This window comes from Pseudobutyrivibrio sp. OR37, from assembly GCF_900113655.1.
Classification (GTDB): Bacteria; Bacillota; Clostridia; order Lachnospirales; family Lachnospiraceae; genus Pseudobutyrivibrio.
The window spans coordinates 42,489-57,397 of record NZ_FOQF01000024.1 but is presented as its reverse complement, the minus strand read 5'-3'; the positions used below and the strand labels follow the sequence as shown (position 1 = coordinate 57,397).

Below are 14,909 nucleotides of genomic sequence, written 5' to 3'. Positions count from 1 at the left end.
TGCTCTGTTTAACGCCACTATCTTTGTCTGCCATTGGGATCCGACGTTCAATGCTTACCTTGCCAGAAAGCGTGCTGAAGGAAAGCATTATTATGTTGCCGTATCTCATGCCACGAAGAAGCTCGTGCGACTGATATATCAGCTTGAGAAAACTCGTCAGTCATACAACAAAGCCGTTTAACTAATTCCATACAAATCTTTTTTAATGAGCATCTCAGATGATGCTCTATTTGTCATGCAGTTTTCAAGGTACTGATTACGATGAAAAGCCATCGTCGCTCTATTTAAAACATTTCTGTTTCAAATCATTTTTTATTGACAATCTTTAATAGTTAGTCTTTCTTGTTGTTATGTGACATATATTAAATCTTATTACCTACTAGGTCAATAGGTTTTATAATTATAAAAAATAATAGCCAGCTATCAAATTGATTTATAACTGGCTATTGTTACTTGAAATATTAATAGTTTTCTTTGTCACTTTATTTAAGATTTAAACTCTATGAAGCTTTGGTTTTCTAAAAATTACATAAGTTTTATATAATCTTAGGATATTTCCGTAGGCTTTACAAGGAGTGTGGCATAACTTCTACTCACTCATGTAATACATGAGTATTACACTATGAAGGCACATTGAATAATTACCATATAATATGCAATATCACAATTATTCATGTAATTATCTTCTATTTAATACGGGAATAATCTATTTTCTTTAATATTTAATGTAATCCTCCGATAATAAACACCACATGAACCAATTTGTTAGATGCCTTTGGTTGCCCAGGAGCTTTAAAGCTTAATCTTCTACTCCCAAAGTCTCGCCTAAAACTAATACTGCATTTCGTACGCATTCTGGGCATTCGCAAAGTACCTGGCCTGTAGTTATTCCTTTAAGATCCTTGCAGATTGTCGCGCCACATTTTTCATTGAACTTAGCCACCATTTCCTTTGAATATCTAGGAGTGCCTTTGCCATCTGTGAGCATTCCTGCTGTCATTACTGCACCGATGAGGGCTCCGCAGGTGCTTTCCATACATCCCATGCCTGCTGCGAAACCAGCTGCAAGCTTTGAAAGCTCCTCTGGAGCGATATCAATTTTATCCTCAAATGCCTTAAGTACAGACTGTGTGCAGTTGCACTGGCCTGTTGCCTTTAAATTAGCTGCTAAATCAGCTCTTTCTTCTATTGTCATTTCCTTTATCTCCTTTTGCTTTTATTTTACATATACCCTGAGTCATGGTTCCCATTGGGCAAAATGTACACCAGGTTCTTTCTTTATATAGTACCATTACTATCAGTCCAATCAAAGTGGAAGTGAGCATCAGGCTGTAGAATCCAAATCCGAATTGGGCTACCCAATCAGGGAAAGCACTGCCTGAATATGCCCACTGCCAAGGTACCTTAAATGTCCAAAACAGCTTGATAGCTTTTCTTAGTGTGCCAACGCCAGAAAATACCAGATAAGTCTGAAATACCATTGTGCCAAACATGGTTAAGAAGAATGCTAAGAAGCCGTATCTAAACCATTTAGATGAAAGCCACTTTGGCGCTGGCTTTTTCCTAGAACATCCCACATTTCTTCCAAGCACCCAAAACAGCTGCCCTCTTCCGCACATATTGTTACAAAACCACTTGTTTCCACCTACTATTGCAAATATCAATGGAAGAATAAAATCAATCATCCCAAGCCATGCAAATAGTATATTGAAAAAACCAAGCGCAAAATAAATGATTGACCATATCCAAAGATAGTTATACCAATGCTTCTTTTTATTAGCCATTTTCCTGCCCCCTTTCCATTACATTGATGGCGCCAGCAGGGCAAGCCTTCGCGCATAAGCCACAACCAACACATTTTTCAGAATCTACCGTTGCATAGCAGCCCTTGTAAATAGCTATCGCCTCTTTGGGACATTGCAATCTACATACGCCACAAGCTACGCATCTGCTTGTATCTACATTTGCTAATCTTTTTGCCATATCAACTTCCTTTTACATTTTACTTGTTATTTATCAACGATACGCTTATTATATGTGGTAAGAAAAATATATCAAGTACGCAATTTTTATTAACCTAGTAAGGAAAAACTGACTATGAAAAAAGAACCTTTATGTGAAGAAATCGCAGGTAAGGGCTGCGGATTAAAGAAAGTATTAAATATCATAGGTGGCAAATGGAAAATCATGATTCTCTGCGTCATCGACAATAATGATGTTGCCCGCTATGGAGATTTAAGACGCTCAGTGTTCGGTATCACCAATACCATGCTAGCCCAGTCTCTGAGGGAATTAGAAGCAGATGGCCTGGTTCACCGCACCCAGTATGATGAAATGCCAGTACGAGTGGAATACACTCTGACCGATCAAGCTAAGAGTTTAATCCCTATCCTACTACAATTAAAAAAATGGGGAGAGGATAATCTATAGCGATTATAATATCCTTGCATTTACCTACTTACCTATCTTATAATATGGTAATAGGAGGGGCCAAATGTGCGCTTTCCCGCATATATTAGGAGGTCAGGAGTATGTTTAGTACAAAAGGTAGATACGCACTACGTGTAATGATAGATTTGGCGCAGCAGCATTCTGAGGATTATATTCCTCTTAAGGATATTGCTGAGCGTCAGGATATTTCAAAGAAATATTTGGAGATTATTGTTAAAGAGCTTGTAAAGGGAGGCCTGGTTACTGGTGTCAGCGGCAAGGGTGGCGGATATAAGCTTACCAGGAACCCAGATGAATACTCCGTTGGAGAGATAATAGAATTATTAGAGGGCAGCCTTTCACCTGTAGCCTGCCTGGCCGACGGTGCAAAAGACTGCCCTCGTGAGGGAGTTTGCAAAACACTCCCAATGTGGACTGAATTCTATTTACTTGAAAGAGATTTCTTCTATGGCAAAAAGCTCAGCGATTTAGTAAATAGCTAGTTTGCCAATAATAAATCAATTATTCCAGGATATGATGATATCTTAGCTTCTGCGATATTATCATATCCTTTTTTTCGTATTTCTTTGCTGCAGCTTTCCCCTATTGAATAGATAAAGTCAGGTAAATCGCCTTCAATGGCATCGATACTAACTGATGCTGTATTACCACTGGTGAATATTGCCCCATCGCAGGCAGCGATTTTCTCTTTTATTCTGGCATCAATAGGTGCATCAGTTGATATGTTCTCATAGCTTACGAACTTGCTAAGATTAAATCTAGCATCCAGGCTTTCTTCAAATCCCCCGGAAACCTTTTTAGCGCATAGCCAATACACATTCGAGTCATCTGGCACCCTTTTATTAATGACCTCCGCAAGATTTGCACCACTTTGCTTTGTAGAAATAATATCAGCAATAATTCCAAAGGATGCCAGTGTATCAAAGGTCTTCTTTCCCACTACTGCAAAATGGCAATTAGGAATATATCTTAAATCCTTTCTGGCTCCTTCAAAAAGATTGTAGAAAAAAGACTTCACTCCATTTGCGCTTGTAAATACTATTACATCTGATTCGCTGGCGTTTTCCAAAAAGGAAACATCCACTTTCTTAGGAACAATCTGCCCTGCCACATAAGAAATCACTTCTGCTCCAAGCTCTTCTAGTCTAACCTCTAATTCGTTTGAAACAGGCGACTCACTGCCCTTTAAACCATACTCAAAGCTTTTGATTTTAGGCAAAAAGAATGTCTTTCCAAATAGTGGTCGGCTTTCAAAAAATGCCAACGTTTCATTTAAGGCTACTACCTCTCCCACTACAATAGTTGCAGGAGATTCAAGCTTGGCTGCTGCAACAAGCTTAGCAATATTTTCCAGGGTGCCTACACATTTTTTTTGATGATTTGTGGTGGCATTTGAAATTACGGCAACCTTTGTGGATTTACTTCTGCCTGCATCAATTAAGCCTTCAGCGATTTCCCCCACATGGGATAAACCCATCAAAAATACTAAAGTAACAGATTCATCGGTGAGCTTACTATAATCTATATCCGAAACCTTATCCTTTCTGCTGTGGGCAGTGATTACCTGAAACCCCTTTGATAATCCGCGGTGAGTTATTGGAATTCCTGCAGCTGTAAGTGAAGCAATGGAAGAACTGATTCCAGGAATCACATCCACTTCTACACCATTTTCAAGAAGATATAATGCCTCCTCGCCACCTCTTCCAAAAACATAAGGATCACCACCCTTTAGGCGAACCACCAGCTGATGCTCCCTGGCCTTTTGTAATAACAGCTGGTTAATTTCCTCCTGTGGCATTACATGAAAATGATTTTCTTTTCCTACAAAAATCTTTTCGCAGCCTACTGGTGCCAATTCTAAAAACTTAGCATTTAGTAATCTGTCATAGATTACACAATCGGCCTTCTTTAAGATTTCTGCTCCTTTTAAAGTGAGCAGGCCCCATTCTCCAGGACCTGCTCCAAGCAAAACAACTTTTCCACTCATTTTTATCTCTCCAACTGCTGCCTTATATCCGCAACAGCTCTGTCAATCAATTCTTCATTAGCATTTAAACCAATTTGATTTGTTCTTGCAATCTTACTGCCATCCTCTGTTCCAAACAAAGCTCTCAGTTCATAGCCTTCAGCTGTAGCAGAAGCATAAGCCCCTATTGGCAGATGGCAATCTCCACCTATCTTTTTTAGAAAGCCTCTCTCCAAAAATGTGATGTCTCTAATAGCACTATCTGATAGTGAATTCACCATATCAAGAAGCTCATAGTTATCGGATTTTAGCTCAATAGCTAAAGTACCTTGCGCAGGTGCAGGAATCATGTCATCTACATTAAAATATTCTGATATTTCATTAGACAATCCCAGTCTTTTAAGACCTGCTGCTGCAAGAACTATGCCATCTAATTTTGTACCATCTGCAAGCCCTTCCCGTAGCTTTCTTATTCGAGTGTCAATATTACCTCTAATTGGATAAATATTTAAATCCGGGCGAATTGCCAATAGCTGATAGGAACGCCGCTTGCTTCCTGTAGCAACCTTGGCCCCCTGTGGCAAATCATCTAGTGATTTGTATTGATTAAGTATCAAAACATCTCTTGCATCTTCCCTATCCCATGGGTCTGCAAATGTAAGCCCATCCTTCAGGGTATCTGGCATGTCCTTCATAGAATGAACTGCCAGCTGAATCCTACCAGATAAAAGAGCATCCTCTATTTCATCTGTAAATATTCCCTTGGAACCAATAGCATCCAGTGGTCTGTGTTGATCTAAATCACCGGTGGTTTTAATAACTTCTATCTCGTAATTATTATCAGGGAAGCTACTTTTAAGAGTGTCTAACACATAATTTGCCTGAGCCAATGCCAGCTTAGAACCGCGAGTTCCTATTTTAATATCCATTCCTACTCCTATGCATTTACTAAAACTAATTTCTTAAATGCTGGAATAAGCTGTGCTGAAAGGCTTGCCGCCAAAACACAAAGGATAAAATCCGGTAAAACTGTAATTAAGCAATACTGCACAACAACAACGGCAAATGAAACAGCTTCTCCAACATATAGATTCTTTATCAAATAAAAATATACCGCACCTACGCTATAATATGCAATAAGTCCTATTGTCGCTGGGACAATAAGGTATATTAATTTTCTAGATGGAAGCTTTTCTGTATATAGACCGATTAAGTATGCTGCCAAAATAAAGCCGAGTAGGAAGCCAAAACCTGGGCGAAGTACATATCCGATTCCGCCGCCTGCTGCAAATACCGGAACACCTGCAAGGCCTACGATTATATATGTGATTACACTAAGAGCACCTAACTTTTTTCCTAAAATGAATCCTGCTAATAATACAAACAACCACTGAAATGTAAAATGCATTGTGTATAGTGGTAGTGGAATATCGATTTTAATAAATGCTCCCACAGCAATAAGTGCCGCGAATAATCCTGTAAATGTAATCTCCTTAGTTGTCAACTTCATTGTAAATTCTCCTTAAAAATAGTATTCATCTGAATAGATTCGTAAATCTTCCTTTTCGTACTCCACAGCTTCTATGTGAAAGCTATTAAGTACTGGATTTTCTGCCATCAACGAAAGAATCATGTAACTGGCCTTTGAATCGTAGGCAAGCTTTATATCCTCAACTGATGGTCTTGAAGGCGATTCAGGATGAGAATGCCAATTACCAAGAGGCTTTAATCCTTCTGCCCTCATATCCTTTATGGCCTCCATCTGATCCTTTGGGTCCAATGTAAAATGATCTGTAGCATGATCCTTATTTTCCAAATAGTATATCTTTTTTACTTCGATATTACCATCGTTTTCAATACCTGCAATCAGCCCACAGGCCTCCTCTGGAAGATGTTCCTTAGCGTATGCTACAAGCTCATCGTATATACGATAATGGATTCTAATTATTTTCATCTTTTACCTCGAATCTGCCGGCAGTTTCTTCACACACTTCCTGCTCATAATCAATAAGCTCAGTGATAGTTGGATTGGCTCCGCATACAGGACATTTGCTAGTGTCATGAGGGAGTTTTATCTTTCTGAACTCCTGATTTACTGCATCGTAAGTAAGAAGCTTTCCTGTAAGCAAATCACCTACACCTACAATATATTTGATTGCCTCCATGGCCTGAAGTGAACCAATCACTCCACCCATAGCACCAATAACGCCAGCCTGCTTACAGGTAGGTACTGCATCCTTTGGTGGTGGGTTTTTGAATACACATCTGTAGCAAGGGCCTTCCCCAGGTACGTATGTCATAAGCTGACCCTTGAAACGGATAATTCCTGCATGACTAAATGGTTTCTTTTCCATTACGCAGGCATCATTGATTAGAAACTTCGCTGGGAAGTTATCAGTTCCATCAATAATAAAATCGTATTCACGAATTAATTCTCTGATGTTTGTTGAATCCACAAATTTATGATAGGTTTTCACCTCTACATCAGGGTTCATAGCATTCATTGTTTCCTTGGCAGATTTTACCTTTGGCTTTCCAATATCTGCTGTACTATGGATTATCTGGCGCTGCAGATTTGATAAATCCACCTCATCTGCATCTACAATACCAATTTTTCCTACACCTGCTGCGGCCAGATACATAGCTGCTGGAGCGCCAAGTCCACCTGCTCCAATAATAAGTACGCTTGCATTTAGTAGCTTCTTTTGCCCTTTAGCTCCAACTTCCTTTAGGATGATATGTCTGCTATAGCGTTCAATCTGCTGATCTGTCATTGCCATTAGCAGCCACCTCCCATGAAGTACAGAAACTCTACGCTATCACCTTCTTTTAGAACAGTGGTATCACGATTTTCTGTAAGCACAAACTCATCATTAATTGATACTGTCACATACTGAGGAGTCTCCACATCCTCAAGCTCAATTAGCTCTGGAAGTGTCAAGCCATCCTTATATTCCTTCTTTTCTCCCGCAACTGTAATTAACATAGCATTATCCTCCTAACTTTAAATTAAATCATCTATCCAATCTACTAAATCCTCATAATCTCTTGGACCAATCTGCTTACCAATAGCCTTGCCATCCTTAAATAAAATCAAGGTTGGATTAGATTTAATTTCATAATCCTCAACAAGCTTTGTATCATAATTGGTATTAACCTTAAAAACATTGAGCTTGCCTTCATATTCTTCCTCTATATCGCAAAGAGTTGGCGCAAGCTTTTTGCAGGTGATACATGAATCAGAATAAAAATCTACTATAGTTGGAACTGTACTATTAAGTACCTTACTAGCAAAATCATCTGTATATATTCTTTCAGCCATACTACTCCTCCACCTTTCTTACAAACAATGTATATGTTCCATCCTCATTGTCATTAAGCTTTAATATCTTGTGTCCGTCCTCCTTAAAAGAACGAGGGACGTTCTGCACTGGCTCGCCGTCATTCATGCGAATCGCCAAAACCTGCCCATCATCAAGCTCCTCGATTGCCACCTTTGCTGTAACAAAAGTGAGTGGGCATACCTTATCTGTAATATCTACCTGTTCATCAAATTCCAATACTTCACTCATATTTAACCTCCTTAATATAGTAGAGACTCAATCCTAGTGTTCCGTGCTCCCGCTGTGATATGCGGCCTCGACGGCGGTGCGTAGGCCTTCGTCGCCGAGGCGGGTGAGGGTGGCACGGAAGCGTTCAGATGGCTTTGCGTTGGCCTCAAAATAATCGATGGCTGCATCTGTGACGCGGAATAAGGTTTCCTTATCACGGATGATTGGCAACATCTGCTCAGCCTTATAAATCTTGTTTCCAAAGGTACCACCAAAGGATACGATATAACCTGGTGTTCCTACCCATGCATCGGTAGGACAGCTCTTTACACAGCGTGCACAGTTGTTACACTTTGCGTTGTCGATTTCTACCTTGCCATCCTTCATTGTAAGCGCCTGCTCCCTACAAGCCTTTACGCATACACCACAGGAAATACAATCCTCTTGTTTATACTCAACTGTCATACCGCCCTTGACACCTACATCATTTTCTTCAGCCTTAAGGCAGTTGTTCTGGCAGCCAGTTACACCAAACTTAAACTTATGTGGCAGCTCTCTACCAAAATATCTGTCATTTAATTCCTGCGCCAAAGTATATGTATCTATACAGCCACTTGGGCAAATTTCTGAGCCCTGGCAGGCTGTAATTGTACGAACTCTTGGGCCACACACGCCGGTATACACACCGCCAGCTTTCAGTTCTTCCTTCACCTTTTCCAAATCATTCACATGAATAAATGGAATTTCGATTCCCTGACGGCTAGTCATGTGAATATAGCCATGACCATACTTTTCTGCCACTTCTGCCACTGTTTTGATGGCGTTTGCATCTAAATTGCCACCTACAACTGCAAGTCGAAGTGATCCATATCCCTTCTGTTTCTGGCTCATGAAGCCGCCAGCCTTCAAAGCCTTATAATCTATCTTCTCTGCCATATTTACTCCTTTATAAATGAGTCGCATCCAAGTGCTTCGTGCTCCCGCAAGCCATCTCCCATCGCAGTCAAGGAAACCTCCCTAAAGGGTCCCTCCTTAACTACATGGGACCCTCTTGCTCGCGCTTGCCAAGGTTGTGTTGCGACTCTTAATAGTTATTATGAAAATCTAGCTTATTGCGGTACGGAAGTCTGCGATGAGGTCTTCCACGTCTTCGATACCTACGCTGATTCTAATGAGGTCGTCGTAGACGCCGGCGTCCGCTAGTTCTTTTTCGGTACTGTGCAACGAAATCGTTGATGATGGGTGCACGACCAGGGTTTTAGTGTCTCCTATGTTTGATAGGATGTACGGAATGGTTAGCTTGTTCATGATTTCGAAGGCTCGTTCCTTTGTTCCTACTCTGATGGTGAGGATGGCGCCATAACCATTCTTTAATATCGTATTTGCGATACCATTCCATTTGCTTGATTTAAGCCCAGGATAGTTTACAGTTATATCATCATAATTTTCTTCTAACCACTGAGCTAGCGCTAATGCATTAGAGCATTGTCTTTCCATTCTTAGTCCAAGGGTTTCCAGTCCTATCACATTCAAATATGCATTAAATGGAGAAAGACAGGTACCCATATTTCTATACAGTCCACTTCGCATTTTCGATATATATGCAAATGGCCCATACTTTATATATTCTCCTAATACCGGATAGCGTTCCTTTGTCCATTTGAAATGGCCGCTATCTGTAAGAATACCGCTGATAGAATTGCTGCTTCCATTTATATATTTAGAAGATGAATTCACTACTATGTCCGCCCCATGCTCTATGGCCCTCACCAGATATGGTGTTGCTGTGGTGTTGTCTATAACAAGTGGCGTGCCATGCCTATGAGAAATTTCTGCAAGCTTATCAATATCTGTTACGTCCAAACAGGGATTGCCGATGGTCTCTGCAAATACCACCTTGGTGTGCTCGTTAAAAGCCCCCTCTATCTCTTCCCAGTTGTTGTTTTCCACGTATCTGGTCTTTATTCCAAACGCCTCAATGTCTCTGAATAAATCTATTGAACCGCCATAAAGACTGGCACTTGAGATTATTTCATCTCCAGCCTGTAGAATATTTAATAGCGCCATCGAAAGGGCAGCCATTCCAGATGCGCAAGCAACTGATCCTATTCCACCTTCAAGCTTTGTAATTCTCTCTTCAAAAGCGCTTATTGTTGGATTTGCCACTCTAGTGTAGCAATATCCCATTTTCTTATTGGCAAATATTCCAGCCAAATCCTCTGCTGATTCCTGAGCAAATGCGCTACTTTGAAATATAGGAGGAAACGTTGCCCCATTGGGCTCTTTTTTCACTCCTTCATGGAGAAGTCTAGTATTAAAATTCATGTAGTATCCCCCATTCATTACCTATCTTTTTAGTAGGTTTTATTGTTGATGATATTATAGCTATATGCCTTTAACATAGCAATATAGTGGGTTATACAATAAATTTATCCCCAGCTATCAATATTATTAATATCTATATACCATAGCCTTTCTGCCAACCTTCATCTGCAAGCTGTGAGCCTATATTATTAAATTCATACTTTTTCAGACTCTCAAATTGGCTTATATCTAGTTCAATATCACCCATTGGGTAGGTCCTGTGTAATGATGTATATTTAGCTTCACCGAGCCTGTGATATCTAAGCAATTCATATCTGACGTTTCGGCATTTTCCAATAAAATCAGCTATACTGCCAATAGCCTCCTCTGTATCATTCACACCTGGAATCACAGGAGTCCTTACCTGAATTGGAAGATTAGGATATATTTTTCTAATCAGATTAAAATTGTTAAGTATAAGCTCATTACTAACGCCAGTCACTTTTTGATGCACTGAATCATCTAATGTCTTAATATCCATAAGAAGGTAATCCAGCTTCCCTGCAATTTTCACAAAATCCGATGGTTCTCCATAGCCTGTTGTTTCTATCGCAGTATTTATCCCAATGTCTTTAGCCGCCTTTAACAAATGATAAGTAAATTTGGGCTGCATCAAGGGCTCTCCTCCACTTATAGTAAGACCACCTTCTTCATCACCATAAAAAATCTCATCCCTACCAATCTGCTTAATCACCTGACTCACTGTAGTTTCATATCCAATAATATGTAATGCTGTGGAGGGGCACACTTTTTCTATTGCTTCCCTTTCAGCCTCATCATATTTTCCCCAATATAAGGCACCATCCAAAAAATATGGTTTGCACCCCAGCAAAGAATTAACACAATTATCGCAGCCTATACATTTGTTTTTGGTCCATGCAAGCTGTGGTGTCTGTATTTGCGATTCCGGATTAGCGCACCATCTACATCTTAGAGGACATCCTTTTTCAAAAACGACGGTCCTTATGCCTGGACCGTCGTGAACTGAAAACCTTTGAATATTAAAAATTATTCCCTTTGTATTATCCATAATTATGCAATCTCATCATGGGCTGTTCTGTTTACAACATCATTCTGTAGATTTCTTGAAAGCTCTACAAAGTAAGCACTATATCCTGCCACTCTCACAAGTAGACTCCTATAGTTTTCAGGATGCGCCTGTGCATCTAACAAAGTTTCCTTGTTGATAATATTGAACTGTAGATGCCATAGCTTTAAATCTCTCCAGCTTTTGATAAACTGTACCAGCTTTCTTGTGCCAATATCTCCCGCTACACTTGCCGGAGTAAGCTTGATGTTAAGTAATCGAGCAGCTCTGTTATTATAATTTGTGTTTTTGGTCTTGTAATTTGATAGAAGCACAGCTGTTGGACCATGCTCGTCTGCCCCTTGAGATGCAGATGAACCATCAGAAAGGGCTGTTCCTGCAAATCTTCCGTTAGGTGTTGCTCCTACCACTGTTCCAAATGGAACATTTACAGATTGAGATACATATCTCAAGTCCATATATATTCCAATATTTTTAGCATACTTATTTACAAAGCTTACTGCTTCTTTATCAATGCGCTTTGCTATAGAATCAACATACTCATCATCATTTCCATATTTTGGTGAATTCAATAATCTTTGACGTATAGCCTCGGCACCTTCAAAATTATTATTAAGAGCTTGAATTAATTCTTCCCAGCTAATTGTTTTGTCATCATACACGCACTTCTTAATAGCTGCTAAAGAATCTGCAACTGTTCCAAAACCGATGAAGTCAAAGAAGCCTGCATCAAATCCCCCTTCTATCGTTTCACTATGCAAGTCCTTTCCTGCTTTCATGCAAAGCTTGTGAAGTGATGAGCCAAGTGGAGATGCAAAATGCTTTGGTCTGGTCCTATTGGCAACAAACTGCTGACGCAGAGCTTGCTTAAGAAGATATTTTTCCTGCTCTACAAAAGCGTCCTCCAAATCCTGATATGTCTTAAACTGCTTTACATCTCCTGTTTCAATTGTTAAAAGCTCTTCACCATACTTTGGCATTCTTCCGTTATAAAGAGTAAGCTCCAAAATCGCTGCCAGATTAATAAATGGGCATGGCGTTGTAAAGGTATCCAAATTAGGCATTCTAACTTCCGTACATCCTGATACTGCATAATCATTTGCCGATTCGAAATCTGCCCCTTTAGATACAAGAATAGGTATAATTTCCTCATCATTGATAAGCTTTGGAAAGCCTGAACCATCTTTTATAGTGGTAGCTATCTCACGCAAAAATCTTTCTGGCGAACCTGAATGGATTCTAGCAGCCAAGTCCGGATAATTAAGAGGAAATTCTCGCTTATCCTCCAGCAATAAATACGAAAGGTCATTTGTAGCATCATATCCATTTTCATCAACACCACCAATTGTGACAGCCTCCCAATGTGCATAGCCTTCGTGGAATTTAACTCCTGCTGGACTTACAAATAAATCCTGATATTGTGCCATTGCAAGCCATACACATCTAAACAGTTCTTTGGCCTTGGCAGGTGTAATTCTGCCTTCCGCTAAATCTTTTTTGTAATATGGATACAGATATTGATCCATTCTTCCGTTTGAAATAGTCGCACCAGTTTTCTGCTCTAGTCTTGAAAACATTTGGATAAACCACTGTGATTGTAAGGCCTCATGAAATGTTTCTGCTGGTTTTGCTGGCACCTTGTAGCAAATTCTCGAAATCTCTAACAATTCCTTTTTTCTTGTCTCATCCGCTTCAAGTTCTGCCAGTCTCAAAGCCTCATCACCATGCCTCTTGGCCCACAGGATAATGGCGTCACTGACGATGATAATACTTTCATAAAACTCAGCTTTATCCACTGTGTCTCTAGGGTCATACTCATCCAGATTATCCAATGCTTTTTCAGCCTCTTTTTTGATGGCCTCAAAGCCTAAATCGATTCCTTTTTTGTAGTCATGTACCCACTGCAAAGCTGAACGCATGGATGATGATTCATTTAATATAAATCTGGAAGAAAATAAATCCTTTGGATCATAAGTAATTTTTAATACGTCCTTAGGCATTGCATGAGCAAAATCCTCATAATAGGTTTTACCCTGCCAATATGGTGCAATCTCTTCCTCAATTACCTTTATATCTTCTTCATCAATCTCAAAAGGAGATTCTACTCTACTGCTGGCCTGTTTCACAAATTGTTTTAGGAAGCATCCGTCTAACTCAGGATAGATTATTCCATACTTACCAGGCTTTCCTCCCCTTCCAACTATAAGTTGCGCATCATCAATAACTACATCTATTTTTTCAGCAATATTATATAGTGCCTTCGCCCATCTCAAGGACAATGCCTGCCCCTCTGTCTCTTTAAAAGATTCTGTGAAATACTTTGCTCTTTGCACATCAACTACTGATTTTGATTTTTGAAAACTATCGTATATACGTTTTTCTCTACCAGATAGCTCCACACGTCCATTATTCTTTTCTAGTCTCTCTTCCTGCGGAGACAGTAATACATTTCCCATTTATACACCCCTTAAAGTTTTATTTGTACTGGCTCAAATCCACCTGAGAAATCAAATCTGTATTGATATAATCTTCAATGGAATATTCCTCTCCAAGAGTTCCGATTTTAACAAGGAAGCTGATTGTATCCTGAAGTCCTGCCTTGTCTGCATCAGTAATATCTACTGTATAATCCCAATTTGAAGCAACTGTTAAAACCTGCTGCTCGTCAAGAGAGAGATAGTCTGCAACTGCCTTTAATGTATCATCTGAAATGTTTTCAATTTCTGCTACGCCTCTTGCATATTGCTGGATAATTACCTTTATAACCTCAGGATTTTCCTCTACATATTTACGATCAGCTACTAATGGATTAACCCCAAGCAATCCTACGTCACCACCGTATGTAAGAACCTTTGCTGTACCATTTTCAACAAGTCTTGTTACGTTTGGCTCCCAAATCGCTACAGCATCTGCTTCACCTGTAGATAAAACTGTGCCTGCATCACCTGCAGATATGTTTATGAGATTTACATCATCAAAGCTAAGGCCCTCTGAAGATAAAGCCTTCTCAAATAAATTATGTCCTGTCGAACCAAGAGTGGTTGCAATTGTCTTTCCCTTTAAATCTGAAATTGATTTAATATCAGAGTCTGCCGCTGTCAAAATCGCATATGCTCTCTCACCCTCTGCTGCTATAAGAATCACTTGATTGTCCTGACCTGCTGCAATAGCAGAAACTGTTGGAACATCGCCCAATGTTCCGATATCAGATAAATCTGCAGCCATTGATTCATTGATAGGTGGACCTGACTCAAAATCGTTCCACACAACCTCTACCCCATATTCAGCCAGCTCTTCTTCCAGCCAGCCTTCCTCTCTTGCAATAATAAGTGGGATAAATGCTCCTGAAGGCTGTATTGCTATGTTGACTGTCTTACTTCCATCTGCTGTTGTCTGTGCATCATTGTCCTCTACAGAAGCTTGTTCCGATGGACTTGATGTACCTGCAGCTTCACCAGAACCACATCCCACAGTAAGTCCTGCCACTAAACCTGTTACAATCAGTAAGCTTAATAATTTTCTCTTCATC

18 protein-coding genes and 1 pseudogene are annotated in these 14,909 nt (G+C 39.8%); 3 read left to right on the top strand and 16 right to left on the bottom strand.

Translation table 11 applies throughout. The features are described from left to right. Window positions 1–181 (top strand): annotated as a pseudogene (locus tag BM097_RS16530) (IS110 family transposase); the annotation flags it as partial. A gap of 618 nt (window positions 182–799) precedes the next feature. Here the strand turns inward: BM097_RS16530 and BM097_RS11715 are convergent. Genes BM097_RS11715 through BM097_RS11705 form a run of 3 tightly spaced genes read right to left on the bottom strand, consistent with a single transcriptional unit; the run spans window position 800 to window position 1,983 of the window. Then, on the bottom strand, window positions 800–1,195 hold the full coding sequence (locus BM097_RS11715) for a C-GCAxxG-C-C family protein (protein ID WP_090549863.1): 396 nt from the start codon (window positions 1,193–1,195) through the stop codon (window positions 800–802). Then, the gene (locus BM097_RS11710) at window positions 1,173–1,784 is read right to left on the bottom strand and encodes a 4Fe-4S binding protein (RefSeq protein WP_090549860.1); all 612 of its coding nucleotides are present in this window, start codon (window positions 1,782–1,784) and stop codon (window positions 1,173–1,175) included. The genes BM097_RS11715 and BM097_RS11710 overlap by 23 nt, the downstream gene beginning before the upstream one ends. Next, window positions 1,777–1,983 carry an ATP-binding protein gene (locus BM097_RS11705; RefSeq protein WP_090549857.1) on the bottom strand — a complete coding sequence of 69 codons (207 nt, stop codon included), beginning with the start codon at window positions 1,981–1,983 and terminating at the stop codon, window positions 1,777–1,779. The genes BM097_RS11710 and BM097_RS11705 overlap by 8 nt, the downstream gene beginning before the upstream one ends. Window positions 1,984–2,097: 114 nt before the next feature. Between BM097_RS11705 and BM097_RS11700 the strand changes: the two genes are divergently transcribed. Continuing rightward, complete coding sequence (locus tag BM097_RS11700; protein WP_090549853.1) at window positions 2,098–2,430, top strand: winged helix-turn-helix transcriptional regulator; 333 nt, start codon at window positions 2,098–2,100, stop codon at window positions 2,428–2,430. A 101-nt stretch (window positions 2,431–2,531) separates the two neighbouring features. Next, a complete protein-coding gene (locus tag BM097_RS11695) occupies window positions 2,532–2,933 on the top strand; it encodes an RrF2 family transcriptional regulator (RefSeq protein WP_090549850.1) in 402 nt (133 codons plus the stop codon). Here BM097_RS11695 and cobA read toward each other — a convergent pair. The 13 genes from cobA to BM097_RS11630 all read right to left on the bottom strand — a co-directional run bounded on the left by cobA (window position 2,930) and on the right by BM097_RS11630 (window position 14,908). Beyond that, complete coding sequence (gene cobA, locus BM097_RS11690) at window positions 2,930–4,438, bottom strand: uroporphyrinogen-III C-methyltransferase (RefSeq protein WP_090549847.1); 1,509 nt, start codon at window positions 4,436–4,438, stop codon at window positions 2,930–2,932. The two genes, BM097_RS11695 and cobA, sit on opposite strands and share 4 nt — an antisense overlap. A 2-nt stretch (window positions 4,439–4,440) precedes the next feature. Continuing rightward, window positions 4,441–5,346 carry a hydroxymethylbilane synthase gene (hemC, locus tag BM097_RS11685; protein ID WP_090549844.1) on the bottom strand — a complete coding sequence of 302 codons (906 nt, stop codon included), beginning with the start codon at window positions 5,344–5,346 and terminating at the stop codon, window positions 4,441–4,443. Between the two features lie 8 nt (window positions 5,347–5,354). After that, on the bottom strand, window positions 5,355–5,927 hold the full coding sequence (locus BM097_RS11680; protein ID WP_090549841.1) for a biotin transporter BioY: 573 nt from the start codon (window positions 5,925–5,927) through the stop codon (window positions 5,355–5,357). Window positions 5,928–5,939: 12 nt separating this feature from the next. After that, window positions 5,940–6,371 (bottom strand): M67 family metallopeptidase, encoded by a 432-nt coding sequence (locus tag BM097_RS11675; RefSeq protein WP_090549838.1) that lies wholly within the window; start codon window positions 6,369–6,371, stop codon window positions 5,940–5,942. After that, entirely contained in the window at window positions 6,358–7,197 is an 840-nt protein-coding gene (thiF, locus tag BM097_RS11670; RefSeq protein ID WP_090549835.1) for a thiazole biosynthesis adenylyltransferase ThiF, read from the bottom strand. The genes BM097_RS11675 and thiF overlap by 14 nt, the downstream gene beginning before the upstream one ends. Continuing rightward, on the bottom strand, window positions 7,197–7,403 hold the full coding sequence (thiS, locus tag BM097_RS11665) for a sulfur carrier protein ThiS (RefSeq protein WP_090549831.1): 207 nt from the start codon (window positions 7,401–7,403) through the stop codon (window positions 7,197–7,199). The genes thiF and thiS overlap by 1 nt, the downstream gene beginning before the upstream one ends. Window positions 7,404–7,421: 18 nt before the next feature. Beyond that, window positions 7,422–7,739, bottom strand: a complete 318-nt coding sequence (locus BM097_RS11660) for a thioredoxin family protein (RefSeq protein ID WP_090549828.1) — start codon at window positions 7,737–7,739, stop codon at window positions 7,422–7,424. A gap of 1 nt (window position 7,740) precedes the next feature. After that, on the bottom strand, window positions 7,741–7,989 hold the full coding sequence (locus BM097_RS11655) for a sulfurtransferase TusA family protein (RefSeq protein WP_090549825.1): 249 nt from the start codon (window positions 7,987–7,989) through the stop codon (window positions 7,741–7,743). 33 nt (window positions 7,990–8,022) lie between these two features. Then, window positions 8,023–8,904 (bottom strand): 4Fe-4S binding protein, encoded by an 882-nt coding sequence (locus tag BM097_RS11650; protein WP_090549822.1) that lies wholly within the window; start codon window positions 8,902–8,904, stop codon window positions 8,023–8,025. A 168-nt stretch (window positions 8,905–9,072) separates the two neighbouring features. Then, window positions 9,073–10,293 carry an O-acetylhomoserine aminocarboxypropyltransferase/cysteine synthase family protein gene (locus tag BM097_RS11645; protein ID WP_090549819.1) on the bottom strand — a complete coding sequence of 407 codons (1,221 nt, stop codon included), beginning with the start codon at window positions 10,291–10,293 and terminating at the stop codon, window positions 9,073–9,075. A gap of 133 nt (window positions 10,294–10,426) precedes the next feature. Then, the gene (locus tag BM097_RS11640) at window positions 10,427–11,362 is read right to left on the bottom strand and encodes a glycyl-radical enzyme activating protein (protein ID WP_090549814.1); all 936 of its coding nucleotides are present in this window, start codon (window positions 11,360–11,362) and stop codon (window positions 10,427–10,429) included. A gap of 2 nt (window positions 11,363–11,364) precedes the next feature. Next, on the bottom strand, window positions 11,365–13,836 hold the full coding sequence (gene hpsG / locus BM097_RS11635) for a (2S)-3-sulfopropanediol dehydratase (protein ID WP_090549811.1): 2,472 nt from the start codon (window positions 13,834–13,836) through the stop codon (window positions 11,365–11,367). 19 nt (window positions 13,837–13,855) lie between these two features. Then, on the bottom strand, window positions 13,856–14,908 hold the full coding sequence (locus BM097_RS11630; protein WP_090549808.1) for an aliphatic sulfonate ABC transporter substrate-binding protein: 1,053 nt from the start codon (window positions 14,906–14,908) through the stop codon (window positions 13,856–13,858). Between the last annotated feature and the right edge of the window lies 1 nt (window position 14,909).